This is a genomic window from Myxococcus vastator (genome assembly GCF_010894475.1).
Taxonomy (GTDB): domain Bacteria; phylum Myxococcota; class Myxococcia; order Myxococcales; family Myxococcaceae; genus Myxococcus; species Myxococcus vastator.
This window is the reverse complement of record NZ_JAAIYB010000211.1, coordinates 1-13,734: the sequence shown is the minus strand read 5'-3', so window position 1 is coordinate 13,734 and position 13,734 is coordinate 1. Positions and strand designations below refer to the sequence as shown.

Below are 13,734 nucleotides of genomic sequence, written 5' to 3'. Positions count from 1 at the left end.
ACCCCGTTGGTGGGGGTGCTCGCCGCCGGGGTGGTGCTGGTGTTCGCCCTGTTCCTCACGCCCCTGCTGCGCGACCTGCCCATGGTGACGCTGGGCGCCATCGTCTTCGTGGCCGCGGTGTACCTGCTGCAGGTCCAGGCCATCGTCGACCTGTGGCGCGTGCGGCGCGTGGAGGCGGTGCTCGCGTGCGTGACGATGTTGGGGGTGCTGGTGCTGGGCATCCTCCAAGGCATCCTCGTCGCGGTGGCGCTGGCGCTGGCGGACCTCATCCGCCGCGCCGCCAGGCCCCACGACGCGGTGCTGGGCGAGCGCGAGGGCGTGCCCGGCTACCATGACATCGAGCGGTCCGAGAACTCCGAGACGGTGCCCGGGCTCGTCATCTACCGCTTCGACGCGCCGCTGTTCTTCGCCAACGCACGCCACCTGCGGGAGCAGGCCCGGGCCTTGGTCGCCAACGCGGAGGCGCCCGTGCGGTGGTTCGTGATTGATACCTCCGCCGTGTTCGACATGGACGTCACCGCGGCGGAGGGGCTGGAGAAGCTGCGCCGCGAATTCGAGGAGGCGGGCGTGGTGCTGGGCATCGCCGAGGCCCGGGCGCCGCTGCGCGCGCTGCTGCGGCGCACCGGCCTGCTGGAGCGGCTGGGTTCGGAGAACATGCACCCCACCGTGGCCGTGGCGGTGCAGCGCTTCCTCATGGACGCCGGTGCGAAGCACGCCCGCACCGGAGCGTCTCCGGCGCCCCCTCACCTGCATTGAGCGGAGCTTGAGCGCCCGCGCGAGGGGCCACGCGGGCGCCCCTCCGCACCCGTGACGTGGCGGGCTGAGCCGCGCGCGGCACCCGGCCCGTTGCGCCCTCTCCCGCCCCCTCCTCCAGGACCATGCTCCCGCGACTGCGCGTGCGCATCTCCTCTATCCAGGAGGCAACACATGGCAAGCAAAGCGAAAACCACGGGCAATGGAAACGGCAACGGCAAGCAGAAGCAGCGCAAGCCCAACATCCTGGTCATCTGGGGAGATGACATCGGCGTCTGGAACGTCAGCGCCTACAACCAGGGGATGATGGGGTACCGCACGCCCAACCTCGACCGCATCGCGAAGGAAGGCGCGATGATGACGGACTGCTATGGCCAGCAGAGCTGCACCGCGGGCCGGGCGGCCTTCATCACCGGCATGAACCCGCTCCGCACGGGGCTCACCACCATCGGCATGCCCGGGGCGAAGTATGGGCTCCAGGACTCCGACCCCACCATCGCGGAGCTGCTCAAGCCGCTGGGCTACACCTGCGGCCACTTCGGCAAGAACCACGTGGGCGACTCCAACCCCTACCTGCCCACGGTGCACGGCTTCGACGAGTTCTTCGGCAACCTCTACCACCTCAACGCGGAGAACGAGCCGGAGTGCCCGGACTACCCCAAGGACCCGGCCTTCAAGGAGCGCTTCGGGCCGCGCGGCGTGCTCCACACCTGGGCCACGGACCGCGACGACCCCACCGAGGACAAGCGCTGGGGCGTGGTGGGCCGGCAGCGCATCGAGGACACCGGCGCGCTCACCCGCAAGCGCATGGAGACCGTGGACGAGGAGTTCCTGAAGGGGACGCTGGACTTCATGGAGCGCGCCGTGAAGGACGGCAAGCCGTTCTTCCTCTGGCACAACACCACGCGCACCCACGTCTGGACCTACCTCCAGGAGAAGTACAAGAACGCCACCGGCTACGGCCTCTACGCGGACGCCATGCGGGAGCTGGACGACATCGTCGGCGCGCTGCTGGCCAAGCTGGACGAGCTGGGCATCGCGGACAACACGCTGGTGGTCTTCTCCACCGACAACGGCGTGGAGAAGATGGGCTGGCCGGACGGCGGCAACAGCCCGTTCCGGGGCGAGAAGGGCTCCACCTGGGAGGGCGGCGTGCGCGTGCCCTGCCTGGTGCGCTGGCCGGGCGTGGTGGAGCCCGGGCGCGTCATCAACGACATCTTCGCGCACGAAGACTGGATGCCCACGCTGGTCGCCGCGGCGGGCGGCCCCACGGACCTCGTGGAGCAGTGCCAGCGCGGCTACAAGGCGGGCGACAAGACCTTCAAGGTCTACCTGGATGGGTATGACCAGAACGGGCTGCTGTCGGGCAAGGAGGAGGGCCGCCGGCGCGAGTTCATCTACGTGCTCGACAGCGGGAACCTCGCGGCCGTCCGGTACGACGACTGGAAGCTCATCTTCAGCTACCAGGACGGCGTAGGCCCGGACATGTGGTTCAGCGGCAAGCGCTTCAACCCGGCCTGGCCCTACCTCATCAACCTGCGCTCGGACCCGTTCGAGTACGGCCCGAGGTCCGGCCTGTACCTGAAGTGGTACGGCGAGCGCATGTTCACCTTCGTGCCCGCGCAGGCGCTGGTCCAGAAGTTCGCGCAGAGCCTGCTCGACTACCCCCCCAGCCAGGCCCCGGGCAGCCTGAGCATCGGCCCCATCAAGGAGCGCGTGAAGCGCCAGTTGGCGGAGGCGCACGAGCGCAAGGAGGAGACCAGCATCGCCGACCAGGTCATGGCGCTGGCCGAAGAGGTGGAGCACTTCGTCCGCCGCGCCCAGCAGTCACACGCGTAGCCACCCGCGGCGCCGGGCGGCGGAAGGAGCGCCGCCGCCCGTGCGCGCCCGGCGACCGCCGGCGCTACGCGCTTCCGGAAGCGGGTGGCGCGGCGGCGTCGCGGTCCACGGTGACGCGCGGTGGCACCACCACGGTCGCGAACACCAGCCCCAGCACCAGTTGGAGCGCCACCAGCAGCACGTTGAACAGCCGGGCATCCTCCGTGCCCGGGCGCCCCAAGCCGAGCAACGCGATGACGGCCTGCGTCCCCATGAAGCCCGGCGCGAGCTGCAACAAGCCGGGCATGATGACCGTCATGGGCATCCGCTGCCCGCCCCGGCCATAGAGCAGACCGGCCACGCCGAGCACGAACGTGGCCACCATCGGGCTCCCCTGCTCCCCCAGCACCGCCTTCATCCCGGCCTGCGTCCCATAGGCGAGCAGCACCCCGCCGACAATCCCCACCAGGTCGCGCGGCCGGCCCGCCATGCAGACGGCCAGCGCCACGCCGCCGACGGCCAGCAGCAAGAAGGTGACCAGCGGGGGCAGGACGTGCGCGTCGCTGTGGACGGGGAGCGGCCAGACAAAACGCCACAACGTCGTGGCCGCCATGATGCCCACGCCAAGCATCAGGAAGCGCAGCAGGCCATAGACCAGGCGCGTCATGCCCGCCTCCACGGACTCCGTCGCCAGTTCCAACGAGCCGAGCGTCACCACCATCGCGGGCACCAGCAGCACCGCCCCGCCAAACAACGCCTGGACCACATCAAAGGGCGGCAGGACGAACCGGAGCCCGAACGCCACCAGCGTCCCCAGGAACGCCGCCAGGAAGCTCTTCTGCAGGTCCACCCGCTGCGAGCGCAACGTCCCGAAGTGGATGACGCCCGCGAGGCCTCCCACGAGGAGGGCCGCGAACATCTCCCACCACCCGCCCCCCACGCGCGCCGCGACGGCCGCGCCATACACGCCGTAGGCCAGGAGCACGAGCCACTTCGGGAAGGGCGAGCGCTGGGCCACGATGCGCTCCAAGCGCGCACGAGCCTCCGGGAGCGCCACGCCGCCCGCCGCGATGTCGTCCGTCAACTGGAGGAGCGCCGCCGCGCGGCCCAGATTCCAGTGCGGGTTGAAGGGCAGCCGCGTGAAGCCCGCGGGCGCCCGTCGCGGGGCCACCACCTGCGTCATGGCCAGGCTCTGGACCGTGAAGACCTCTGTCTTCAGCCCCCAGGCCGTCGCCACCCGGCGCACGCGCGCCTCCACCAGGAGCGAGGGTTGATAGGCCAGGTGCAGTGCCCTGGCCAGGTCCAGCAGGAAGCGGGACGCCGCCGCCTCATCCCCTCCCGTTCCCAGTCCGTGCGCCTCGCGTTCCATTGAAGATGCGCCTCCAGTCGCGCTGCATGCTGACCACGGCCCAGCCGCCCTCGCGCGCGGCCTTCAGTGACGCCCCGTCCTTCTCCTCGTAGGCGAACTCGCGCGCCGCGTCGTCGTGGTGGATGAGCAAGGCGAAGCCCGGGCGCGGGCGCCTGCGCGTGTACTGGAGCATCTGGATGTCGCCGCCGGAGCGCACGTTGCCCGCCGCGAAGACCGGCCGCCGGCCGATGTGCTCGTCGATGCCCACCGGCTTGCCCGCCTTGTCATTGACGTGGGCCACGCGCGCCTCACGGCGCAGCACCGAGGGAGCGTGCCCGCCGTCGAACGTCTTCTTCAGGTGGCTGCCGATGACCTGCTGGGGCGGGATGCCGTAGGTGTCCTCGGAGATGACGCGGATGAAGTCAATGCCTCCCCCCGAGGAGATCCACGTCTGGAAGCCGTTCGCGCGCAGGAACCGGAGCAACTCCAGCATGGGGACGTAGGCGAGCTGGTTGTACGGAACGCTCCACCTGGGGTGGCGGGCATGCTGGAAGAAGGTGCGGACCTCGCGGATGAACACCTCTTCCGTCATGCCGGCGTGAGTCTCCCCCAGCAACTTCATCAACTTGGACTTGTCCATGTTGGAGAGGCCGGAGAGGTCTCCCTCCAGCACGGCCTTGAACGGCTGTCGCTTCGCGAGCGACGGGGCCTGCTTCACGCGAGCACGGAGCGGCTTCAGCATGAAGGCGCCCTGCACGAGCGGCTGCTCCGGCCAGAGCGTGCCATCATTGTCGAAGGTGGCGATGCGCGCCTCGGGCGGGATGAAGCCGGCGTCCCCCTCCGTGGTGGAGCGGGTGACGAAGTCGAGGATGGCCTGCTTCACGGGCCCTTCGTTCCACGACGGCAGCGCGTCCGCGGCCAGCGCCTGGAGCGGCATCGCCATCAAGCGCGAGAGCGCGCTGAACAGCCCGCCCCCTTCATTCCGTGCGCCCCGTACCATGTCCGCCTCCTGGCGCGCCCTCGCACCGGCGCTGGCTCTGGGGACGGTGAGGCTGGCATCAGCGCTTTACAACGCCGCATGGGAGGCGCGAGGAGAGGGCCTGCTGGGCCCGGCCGCCGGTTCAGGCAACCGGAGCGCCTGCCCTGATGCGCTGCGCAAGGTCCGCAACCGCGCAATCGGCGGGCGGGAATCGCGATTTTTCTGCCGCGTGTCGATCCTCGCCGGGTTTATTCGTCGCCATTTGGAACGAGGACGCAGCGCCTCCCGAACCGAAAGGAAACACCGATGCGCGTCATGGTCATTGTGAAGGCGACGAAGAACTCCGAGGCCAGCGTGATGCCCGACGAGAAGCTGCTGACCGAGATGGGCAAGTACAACGAGGAGTTGGTGAAGGCCGGCGTCATGCTGGCCGGTGACGGGCTGCACCCGAGCAGCAAGGGCAAGCGCATCCGGTTCGCGGATGGGAAGAAGAGCGTCATTGACGGTCCGTTCGCGGAGACGAAGGAGCTCATCGCCGGCTATTGGATGTGGCAGGTGAAGTCGATGGAAGAGGCCGTGGAGTGGGCGCGCCGCTGCCCGCCCCCCATGCCCGGTGAGGAGTCGGAGCTGGAGATTCGCCCCGTCTTCGAGGCCGAGGACTTCGGCGCCGAGTTCACCCCGGAACTGCGCGCGCAGGAGGACAAGCTGCGCGCCGAGCTGGAGCAGAAGAAGAAGGCGTGAGCCAGCGCGGAGTGAGGCCCGGTGCTTCCGGGCTTCCTCGCGTCGTCAGAGCCGGGTGTTAACTCCTGATGGGCGCTCCCACGAGTTCGGAGCATGCGTCAGGGGGACGGCATGACGTTGCGTGAAGCAGGTGCACTGCTCTTGAGTGTGCTTCTCGTGGGCTGCGCGACACCACGAGTCGTGCGCCTGGACACGGGACAAGGCGAGCCTCTCGTCTACCTCCCCCAAAAAAACGCGAAGCCCGTCGTGGTGGACGAAGCCGCGTTCCGGAAGGTGATGACCCGGCTCGTGCTCGACATGCGCTTCTCCCTTCGCGAGGAGGCGGAGCGTCCACGGGTCCGCCACGCCTCGTGGAACTCGGAGCCCCAAGGTGCCGGACGCGACTACGGCGCCTGGTGCTCCCGCCAGGACAGCCCTGGCGAGTGCCTCACGCTCCTGGAGGGTGGCTTCACCTTCCTGGACGCCAAGGCGCGCCGGCAGATGGCGCTCACCTTCGCCTGGGATGGCGTGTGGGAGGGCGTGCAGGACGCCGTGGAGGAGATCGTCAACCCGCTCGCGCTCAAGGCCATGCTGACATCGGCGCTGGCCGCGTACATGCTCCTCGTCGTCGCGCCCGAGCCCGTGACGAAGCTCGTCGCCATCACCCTGACGACCTTCGTCCTCGCCTACCTCGGCGTGGACGCCTTCATGGGCCTCGTGGCTGGCTGGCAGCGACTGTCCGCGGACGCTGAACGCGCGGTGTCGTTCCAAGAGTTGGAGGACGCGGGGCACCGCTTCGGCCAGGTCATAGGGGAGAACGGAGCACGCGTGCTCATCCTCGCGCTGACGGCGGCGCTGAGTGGTGGAGCCGCGAGCATGGCCTCCAAGGGACCGACGCTGCCCGGCTTCGCCAGCGCGGCCCTGGCCGCCGAGACTCAGGCGGGCTTCCAGCTGTCCGCGGCGATGGCAGGGGGCGTGCGCTCCATCTCCGTGGCAGAGGGCGTCATGACTGTGGGCCTCGCGCCCAACGCGGTCGCGATGGCGGCGAGGGGCCCACAAAAACCGGATGCTCCACCGACTGACAGCACGCCGCCCTCGCGACTCCTCGACAACCAGCTCCCTGAACGGCTCACGGGGGAATTGGAGCTGGCACAGAAGCTCGGAGTCAGCCCGGCCAGCGTGGATTCAGCGCAATTCGCGCGCTATGCCAATGGAGAACGTGTGAAGTGGGTCATCACAGAAGATGGAAGGCTGAAAATCGTCCCACACACTTGGAAAACACTGGAAATTGCCCACTCCGTCGCGAGCGGTGGACGACCCGTATTGGCTGCGGGCGAGGCAGAGTTTTCAGTCCATGGGGCCAAGTACTTCGGTATTCAAATCACGCCCTGGAGCGGGCATTACATGAAGGGCGCCTCCAAGGCCATGAACGACAAAGTGGTGAAACTCGGACGGCAAGCGTTTGCGCAGTACGGCATTACATTCCCCCCTTGAGCCAAGCCATGGGAACGCCCCTTTCTTTGGTTGAAACCACCCTCAGGCTGCCGCTGCCTCAATTGCGAGCGTGGCTCGACGGACTCGTCGTCGGGGAGCCCGTCGCGGGAGAGAACTTCAACTGGGTCGTCTTCGCGTTCACCATCGCCGCGAGGGCTCGCGAAGAAAGCAGCCTGGAATGGGCCCAGATTGGAGTGTTCGTCTACGAGTCCCTGGCACGACGCCATGCCGACGAAGAGGAGTTCTCCCTCAGGCTCTCCGAAATGAACCTGCGCGCAGGAATGATTGCTGAACTCGGCGAACGCGAGGGTGACCTCGTCCTCGACTCCGAGCCCCTGGTCGCATGGGTCCGGCGCCTGACCACTCTCTCACTTGAAGAAGCAGCCCGCTGGGTTGCCATGGAAGACGTCCGCACCATCCCCACCGAGAAACTTCGCGCCATGCGCAGGCTCAAGCACGCGCTCAAAATCCTGGCCCACGCCCTGCCCAAGACGAACGTAGAGCAGAAACACCCGGAGCTCGTCCCATGGCTCCAGTTCAGGACCCGCCTGCCCTGACGCGGCGCCCTACCTCAGCCCGCCAGGCACCTGCGTCACATGATTCAGGAAGTCGCGCAGGATGCGCGCCGTCGCGCCCCAGATGACGTGCGTCCCATACGTGTAGAAGTACAGGTCCCGCTCCGCCCCCAGGATTTCCTTCCGCTCCACGCGGAGGATGGACGGGTCCAAGAGACCCGACAGCGGCACCTCCAGGATGAAGGCCACCTCCTCGGGGCTCGGCCGGTACTTCCCGTCCCCGGGAATCACCCCCACGAAGGGTCGCACCCGGTACTGCGAAATCGTGGGCACCTCATCCAGCATGCCCAGCACCCGCACGCCGCGCCTGTCGATGCCCAGCTCCTCCTCCGTCTCCCGCAGCGCCGTGTGCAGGGGCGTGGCGTCCTCCGGGTCCCTGCCTCCCCCCGGGAAGCTGTACTGGTCCGCGTGCGTCCGCAGCGTCGTGGGCCTGCGCGTGAAGAGCACGTGCGGCACGCCGTCCCGCTCGAACACCGGCACCAGCACCGAGGCCTCCCGCAAGGCCCACCCCGGCAGGTGCACCTCACGCGCAGGCCGCGAGGACAGCCGTGACTCCAGTGTCTGGAACAGCGCGTCCACGCTCACGGCCCACGTCCTCTCACGCTAGTCGGTGAGCTGCTTCTCCACCGGCGGCGTCCCCGGCTCACCCGGAACCTCCACGTTCTCCGCGCCCGACATCGGGCGCAGCTTCCCCGTCTGGAGCAGCGCCAGCAGCAGCACGCCCAGCGCCACGCGGTACACCACGAACACCAGCGTCGTCCGCGTGCGCAGGAAGCGCAGCAGCCACGCGATGGCCGCCATGCCCGACACGAAGGCCACCAGCGTCCCCACCCACAGCGCCATGGCGGACGGCCGCGTCTGCGCCTCCAGCAGGTGCTTGAGCTCGAAGACGCCCGCCAGCGTGGTGGCCGGAATGGACAGCAGGAACGAGTAGCGCGCCGCGTCCTCGCGCTTGAGGCCCAGCGACAGGCCGCCCGTCAGCGTCGTGCCAGAGCGGGACGCGCCCGGAATCAGCGCCAGCGCCTGCCACATGCCAATGAGGATGCCGTCCCTCCACCGCATGTCCGCCAGCGTCCGCTGGTGCGAGGCCCGCTTCTCCACGAAGAGGAGGATGAGGGCCAGTACGATGAGGCTGCCTGAAATCACGTAGAGCGAGCGGAACTCGTTCTCGATGAACTTCTTCAGCGTCAGCCCGGCGATGCCCACGGGCAGCGTGCCCACCAGGACGAACCACGCCAGCCGCGCCTCCAGCGTGCCGAAGGGCTCGCGCCGCGCCAGCCCCCGGAAGAAGGCCGCCACCAGCGACACGATGTCCTTGCGGAAGTAGATGAGCACGGCCGCCACCGTGCCCAACTGGATGACCGCCGAGTACGCCGCGCCCGGGTCCCTCCAGCCGAACAGCTCCGGCGCGATGCGCAGGTGCGCCGTGGAGCTGATGGGGAGGAACTCCGTGAGACCCTGGACCAGACCCAGGACAATGGCTTCGAGGAGGCTCATAGGGTGCGGCCCCCGGATGTATGCCCGCTCTCCCCGCCCAGCAAGGGGGTTCCACCGCCTCTGTACGCACGAACACCCACGGCCCGCGCGGGACGGGTAGGCTCGGACCGCACCATGCCCCCTGCCCCCCTCTGTCCCTGCTCCTCCGGCCTGCGCTACCGCGAGTGCTGCGCGCCCTTCCACCGCGGCGAGGCCGAGCCGCCCGACGCCGAGCGCCTCATGCGCAGCCGCTACAGCGCCTTCGCCCTGCGCGAGGTGGACTGGCTGTGGAAGACGCTGCACCCCAGCCACCCGGACCGCGCGCGCCCCCAGGACGAGGTCCTGCGCGAGCTGCGCGCCTTCGCCCAGGCGCACCAGTACCCGAAGCTGGTGGTGATGGACCGCCGGGCCCCGGACGCGGACGGGCTGGCGCAGGTGCTCTTCTTCGCCAAGGTGTTCGAGAAGGGAAAGGACCGCTCCTTCGTGGAGCGCTCCGACTTCCGCCATGACGGCGCCGGCTGGCGCTACCTGTCCGGCACGGCGCTGGCGCCCAAGGCGCTGTCCGTCCCTCCGGAGTCCCTCACGCTCGCCACGTTCCCTCGCCAGGTGGGCGCCTGAAAGTGGATGGAGCAGGCTGTCCGCCCGCCCTGGGGGGCGGCAGTCTCCCGTTGAAATGAAGGGGCCCTTTTCGTAGGTTCCCCGCTGACTTCGAGGAGCGCTGCGAGGCCGGAACCGGCCCCAGGCTCGAAGCGGAATCACCCAACGGCGCTCACCTGTCCGCGTCTCTTGCGAGGGTGAGTCGTCGCAGCATCCACACCGACCATTCCCGAGCCCGGGGCGCCGCGCCCGCTGGACCAGGAGCCATTGCCATGACCGCCGCAACCAAGTCCCAGAAGCAGGATTACGCCATCGCCGACCTGTCGCTCGCCGACTGGGGCCGCAAGGAGATCCGCATCGCCGAGAGCGAAATGCCCGCGCTCATGGCCATCCGTGAGGAGTACGCCAAGACGCAGCCGCTCAAGGGCGCGCGCGTGACGGGCTCGCTGCACATGACCATCCAGACGGCCGTGCTGGTGGAGACGCTCCAGGCGCTGGGCGCCGAGGTCCGCTGGGCGTCGTGCAACATCTACTCCACCCAGGACCACGCCGCCGCCGCGCTGGTGAAGGTCGGCACGCCCGTGTTCGCGCACAAGGGCGAGTCCCTCAAGGAGTACTGGGACTTCACCCACCGCATCTTCGACTTCGGCCCCGCGGGCAGCGAGCACGAAGGTCCGAACATGATTCTGGACGACGGCGGTGACGCCACGCTGCTCATGCACCTGGGCAAGCGCGCGGAGAAGGACGCCAGCGTCCTGGCCAACCCCCAGAGCGAGGAAGAGCGCGAGCTGTACGCCGCCATCAAGGCGAAGCTGGCCGAGGACGGCACCTGGTACACGCGCAAGAGCGCGAAGATTCTGGGCGTCACGGAAGAGACGACCACGGGCGTGCACCGCCTCCAGGAGATGTCCGCCAAGGGCACGCTCCTGTTCCGCGCCATCAACGTCAACGACAGCGTGACGAAGAGCAAGTTCGACAACCTGTACGGCTGCCGTGAGTCGCTGGTGGACGGCATCAAGCGCGCCACGGACGTGATGGTCGCCGGAAAAATCGCCGTCGTCGCGGGCTACGGCGACGTGGGCAAGGGCTCCGCGCAGGCGCTGCGCGCGCTGTCCGCCCAGGTGTGGGTGACGGAGATTGACCCCATCTGCGCGCTCCAGGCGGCCATGGAGGGCTACCGCGTCGTCACCATGAACTACGCGGCGGACAAGGCGGACATCTTCGTGACGGCCACCGGCAACAAGGGCGTCATCACGCACGACCACATGGCGAAGATGAAGGACCAGGCCATCGTCTGCAACATCGGCCACTTCGACAACGAAATCGAGGTCGCCGCCCTGGAGAAGTACCAGTGGGAGGAGATCAAGCCGCAGGTCGACCACGTCATCTTCCCGGACAACAAGCGCATCATCCTGCTGGCCAAGGGCCGGCTGGTGAACCTGGGCTGCGGCACCGGCCACCCCAGCTACGTGATGTCCAGCTCGTTCGCGAACCAGACCATCGCCCAGATTGAGCTGTACTCGCAGAGCGCCAACTACGAGGTCGGCAAGGTGTACGTGCTGCCCAAGCACCTGGACGAGAAGGTCGCTCGCCTCCAGCTCAAGAAGCTCAACGCGCAGCTCACCGAGCTGAGCCAGGAGCAGGCCGACTACATCGGCGTGAAGACCTCCGGCCCGTACAAGCCGGACACCTACCGCTACTGAGCGGTCCGCGGTCGCCCTCGCCCGCCGGTCCCGGGGCGAGGGCCCGCCCTGCCGGAGCCTTGAAGCACCACGGGCCGCCTCCCTCTCTGGGAAGCGGCCCGCGTGCTTTGCGGGCCCTCACGCGCCGGCGAGGCGGCGTGAGGGCCGAATCGAAGCGCCCTGGCTCAGACGGCCTTCAGGCGGCGACCACCCGAGGGCGTGGCGCCCTTGGCGGCGTCCCGCAGCGCGTCCTTCTTCTCCTCGATGCGCTCCCAGGAGAACTCCTTCTCCGTGCGGCCGAAGTGCCCGTAGGCGGCGGTCTTCTGGTAGATGGGCCGCAGCAGGTTCAGGTACTCGGTGATTTCGCGCGGGCGCAGGCCGAACGTCTTGCGGACGGCCAGGGCGATGCGCTCCTCCGGGACCGTGGCGGTGCCGAAGGTCTCCACCATGACGCTGACGGGCTCGGCCACGCCGATGGCGTAGGACACCTGCACCTCGCAGCGCCGGGCCAGGCCCGCGGCCACCACCGTCTTGGCGATGTGCCGGCCCATGTACGCGGCCGAGCGGTCCACCTTGGACGGGTCCTTGCCGCTGAACGCGCCGCCGCCGTGACGGCCCATGCCGCCGTAGGTGTCCACGATGATCTTCCGGCCCGTCAGGCCGGAGTCACCCATGGGGCCCCCCACCACGAAGCGGCCGGTGGGGTTGATGAAGAACTTCGTCTTGTTGTCGATGAGCTTCTTGGGCAGCGCCTTCGCGATGACGTCCTCGCGGATGGCCTCTTGAATCTTCTTGTTGGAGACCTCATCCGAGTGCTGCGTGGACACCACCACCGCGTCGATGCGGGCGGGGCGGCCGTCGCGGTACTCCACCGTCACCTGGCTCTTGCCGTCCGGGCGAATCCACGGGTGCTGCTTGCGGCGCGCGTCCGCCAGGCGGCGGGTGATGGCGTGGGCGTAGTGGATGGGGGCCGGCATCAGCTCCGGCGTCTCGTCGCAGGCGAAGCCGAACATCATGCCCTGGTCGCCGGCGCCCTGGTCCTTCTTGTTGTCGACACCCCGGGCGATGTCCTGGCTCTGGCCTTCGATGGCCACCATGACGCCGCAGGTGTTGCCGTCATAGCCCATGGCGCTGTCGGTGTACCCGATGCGGCAGATGGTGCCGCGGACGATTTTCGGGATGTCCACGTAACAGTTCGTCGTCACCTCACCCGCGACGATGGCGAGGCCCGTCTTGACGAGCGTCTCCACGGCGACGCGCGCCTGAGGGTCCTTGGCGATGATGGCATCCAGCACACCGTCGGAGATCTGATCGGCGATCTTGTCCGGGTGGCCTTCAGTGACGGATTCAGACGTGAACAGGAAGTCGGTAGGCATGTCGTCTCAGAGGCTGCGCTGACAGTGCGCGAAGGCCAGACACTAAACGTGGCGTCCTAGAGGAGTCAAACGCGCAAGCGGGCCGCATCATTCAACTTTTCGGAATCCGCCAGCGCCTGGCGCCCCGGCGGCGCCGGCCGCGTGGCCGCTCCCCGCCCCAGCATGAATTTCGCGAGGCGCCGGACGTTCCCTTGGGCTAACAGACGTCCGCGCATCCGCTCTGGAGGAACAGCCCGACATGAACGCCCGCTACCGTACCCTCGCCTTCCTGGCCACCTTCGCCGTCGCCCTCCCCGCGCTCGCCGCGAAGCAGGACCCCGTCGCCAAGCCGGTGAAGACCGTGGTGCAGTCCGTGCGCTACGAGCGCGACGCCCTGGCCCTCAAGCACTTCGGCAGCGAGGAGCAGGGCAAGTTCCTGCTCGGCGACAAATGGGCCGAGGGCACCGCCGCGCAGCGCAAGGAGTTCGTCACGCTGTTCCAGGACCTCTTCGCGAACATCGCCTTCCCGCGCGTGCGGGAGAACTTCAAGAACCTGGACACCATCACCTACGAGCCCTCCCAGGTGCAGGGCGCCGAGGCCACGGTGGCCTCCACCGTCTTCATCAAGCACCCGCTGAAGACGCAGGAGATGAAGCTCAAGTACCGGCTGGTGAAGGAGGCCGCCGCCTGGAAGGTCGTGGACGTGACGGTGCTGGGCTCGTCCATGCTCCAGGACATCCGGGACACGCAGGTGAAGCCGCTGATGGCCAAGGGCGGCTGGGACCTCTTGCTGGAGCGCATGCGCGCGGAGCTGGCGAAGGTGAAGAAGAAGTAGCCCGCACCTGCCCGGCGGCCGGGCCACCAGGCTGCCCGGCCGCCCCACTGTTTTCGCGGGGTCCGCGCATCGCGTAGAGTCGCCCCTCCCCTCGTCCCTGGC

Annotated in this window: 13 protein-coding genes and 1 riboswitch; of the genes, 8 read left to right on the top strand and 5 right to left on the bottom strand. The window is 68.5% G+C overall.

The genetic code is table 11. The features are described 5' to 3' along the window. On the top strand, positions 1 to 756 hold a 756-nt coding region (locus tag G4D87_RS20890), incomplete at its 5' end, for a SulP family inorganic anion transporter (protein WP_163783824.1). A 171-nt stretch (positions 757 to 927) separates the two neighbouring features. Further along, positions 928 to 2,592 (top strand): arylsulfatase, encoded by a 1,665-nt coding sequence (locus G4D87_RS20885; protein ID WP_163783823.1) that lies wholly within the window; start codon positions 928 to 930, stop codon positions 2,590 to 2,592. Positions 2,593 to 2,656: 64 nt separating this feature from the next. On the opposite strand, the gene G4D87_RS20880 is transcribed toward G4D87_RS20885, so the two are convergent. Further along, the gene (locus G4D87_RS20880; protein ID WP_163783822.1) at positions 2,657 to 3,940 is read right to left on the bottom strand and encodes a threonine/serine exporter family protein; all 1,284 of its coding nucleotides are present in this window, start codon (positions 3,938 to 3,940) and stop codon (positions 2,657 to 2,659) included. Beyond that, on the bottom strand, positions 3,900 to 4,919 hold the full coding sequence (locus tag G4D87_RS20875) for an HAD family hydrolase (RefSeq protein ID WP_163783821.1): 1,020 nt from the start codon (positions 4,917 to 4,919) through the stop codon (positions 3,900 to 3,902). The genes G4D87_RS20880 and G4D87_RS20875 overlap by 41 nt, the downstream gene beginning before the upstream one ends. Positions 4,920 to 5,204: 285 nt before the next feature. On the opposite strand from G4D87_RS20875, the gene G4D87_RS20870 reads away from it, so the two are divergent. The 3 genes from G4D87_RS20870 to G4D87_RS20860 all read left to right on the top strand — a co-directional run bounded on the left by G4D87_RS20870 (position 5,205) and on the right by G4D87_RS20860 (position 7,669). Next, on the top strand, positions 5,205 to 5,639 hold the full coding sequence (locus G4D87_RS20870) for a YciI family protein (protein ID WP_163783820.1): 435 nt from the start codon (positions 5,205 to 5,207) through the stop codon (positions 5,637 to 5,639). A gap of 111 nt (positions 5,640 to 5,750) precedes the next feature. Then, the gene (gene sitA5 / locus G4D87_RS20865) at positions 5,751 to 7,112 is read left to right on the top strand and encodes a SitA5 family polymorphic toxin (RefSeq protein WP_163783819.1); all 1,362 of its coding nucleotides are present in this window, start codon (positions 5,751 to 5,753) and stop codon (positions 7,110 to 7,112) included. Beyond that, positions 7,109 to 7,669: a hypothetical protein gene (locus G4D87_RS20860; RefSeq protein WP_240358451.1), complete on the top strand. Its 561-nt coding sequence runs from the start codon at positions 7,109 to 7,111 to the stop codon at positions 7,667 to 7,669. Before sitA5 ends, G4D87_RS20860 begins: the two co-directional genes overlap by 4 nt. A 9-nt stretch (positions 7,670 to 7,678) precedes the next feature. On the opposite strand, the gene G4D87_RS20855 is transcribed toward G4D87_RS20860, so the two are convergent. Both G4D87_RS20855 and G4D87_RS20850 read right to left on the bottom strand, forming a co-directional pair. Further along, positions 7,679 to 8,272 carry a CoA pyrophosphatase gene (locus G4D87_RS20855; protein ID WP_163783818.1) on the bottom strand — a complete coding sequence of 198 codons (594 nt, stop codon included), beginning with the start codon at positions 8,270 to 8,272 and terminating at the stop codon, positions 7,679 to 7,681. 18 nt (positions 8,273 to 8,290) lie between these two features. After that, positions 8,291 to 9,184: an undecaprenyl-diphosphate phosphatase gene (locus G4D87_RS20850; RefSeq protein WP_163783817.1), complete on the bottom strand. Its 894-nt coding sequence runs from the start codon at positions 9,182 to 9,184 to the stop codon at positions 8,291 to 8,293. A gap of 114 nt (positions 9,185 to 9,298) precedes the next feature. Here G4D87_RS20850 and G4D87_RS20845 point away from each other — a divergent pair, with 114 nt between their 5' ends. Together G4D87_RS20845 and ahcY are read left to right on the top strand one after the other, a co-directional pair. After that, the gene (locus tag G4D87_RS20845) at positions 9,299 to 9,781 is read left to right on the top strand and encodes a YchJ family protein (RefSeq protein ID WP_163783816.1); all 483 of its coding nucleotides are present in this window, start codon (positions 9,299 to 9,301) and stop codon (positions 9,779 to 9,781) included. An 86-nt stretch (positions 9,782 to 9,867) separates the two neighbouring features. Next, a riboswitch (S-adenosyl-L-homocysteine riboswitch) is annotated at positions 9,868 to 9,941 on the top strand. Positions 9,942 to 10,032: 91 nt separating this feature from the next. Beyond that, positions 10,033 to 11,463, top strand: coding sequence for an adenosylhomocysteinase (ahcY, locus tag G4D87_RS20840; protein WP_163783815.1), 1,431 nt, complete (start codon positions 10,033 to 10,035; stop codon positions 11,461 to 11,463). Positions 11,464 to 11,627: 164 nt separating this feature from the next. Here ahcY and metK read toward each other — a convergent pair whose 3' ends face one another. Beyond that, a complete protein-coding gene (gene metK / locus G4D87_RS20835; RefSeq protein ID WP_163783814.1) occupies positions 11,628 to 12,818 on the bottom strand; it encodes a methionine adenosyltransferase in 1,191 nt (396 codons plus the stop codon). Between the two features lie 238 nt (positions 12,819 to 13,056). Here metK and G4D87_RS20830 point away from each other — a divergent pair, with 238 nt between their 5' ends. After that, positions 13,057 to 13,632 (top strand): Tgt2/MlaC family protein, encoded by a 576-nt coding sequence (locus G4D87_RS20830; RefSeq protein ID WP_163783813.1) that lies wholly within the window; start codon positions 13,057 to 13,059, stop codon positions 13,630 to 13,632. Positions 13,633 to 13,734 lie beyond the last annotated feature (102 nt).

What these genes read in the sequence shown, in the direction of transcription:
- metK (WP_163783814.1), bottom strand. Translation starts at nt 12,818, where the DNA reads ATGCCTACCGACTTCCTGTTCACGTCTGAATCCGTCACTGAAGGCCAC.
- sitA5 (WP_163783819.1), top strand. Translation starts at nt 5,751, where the DNA reads ATGACGTTGCGTGAAGCAGGTGCACTGCTCTTGAGTGTGCTTCTCGTG.
- G4D87_RS20830 (WP_163783813.1), top strand. Translation starts at nt 13,057, where the DNA reads ATGAACGCCCGCTACCGTACCCTCGCCTTCCTGGCCACCTTCGCCGTC.
- G4D87_RS20885 (WP_163783823.1), top strand. Translation starts at nt 928, where the DNA reads ATGGCAAGCAAAGCGAAAACCACGGGCAATGGAAACGGCAACGGCAAG.
- G4D87_RS20880 (WP_163783822.1), bottom strand. Translation starts at nt 3,940, where the DNA reads ATGGAACGCGAGGCGCACGGACTGGGAACGGGAGGGGATGAGGCGGCG.
- G4D87_RS20875 (WP_163783821.1), bottom strand. Translation starts at nt 4,919, where the DNA reads ATGGTACGGGGCGCACGGAATGAAGGGGGCGGGCTGTTCAGCGCGCTC.
- G4D87_RS20870 (WP_163783820.1), top strand. Translation starts at nt 5,205, where the DNA reads ATGCGCGTCATGGTCATTGTGAAGGCGACGAAGAACTCCGAGGCCAGC.
- ahcY (WP_163783815.1), top strand. Translation starts at nt 10,033, where the DNA reads ATGACCGCCGCAACCAAGTCCCAGAAGCAGGATTACGCCATCGCCGAC.
- G4D87_RS20850 (WP_163783817.1), bottom strand. Translation starts at nt 9,184, where the DNA reads ATGAGCCTCCTCGAAGCCATTGTCCTGGGTCTGGTCCAGGGTCTCACG.
- G4D87_RS20845 (WP_163783816.1), top strand. Translation starts at nt 9,299, where the DNA reads ATGCCCCCTGCCCCCCTCTGTCCCTGCTCCTCCGGCCTGCGCTACCGC.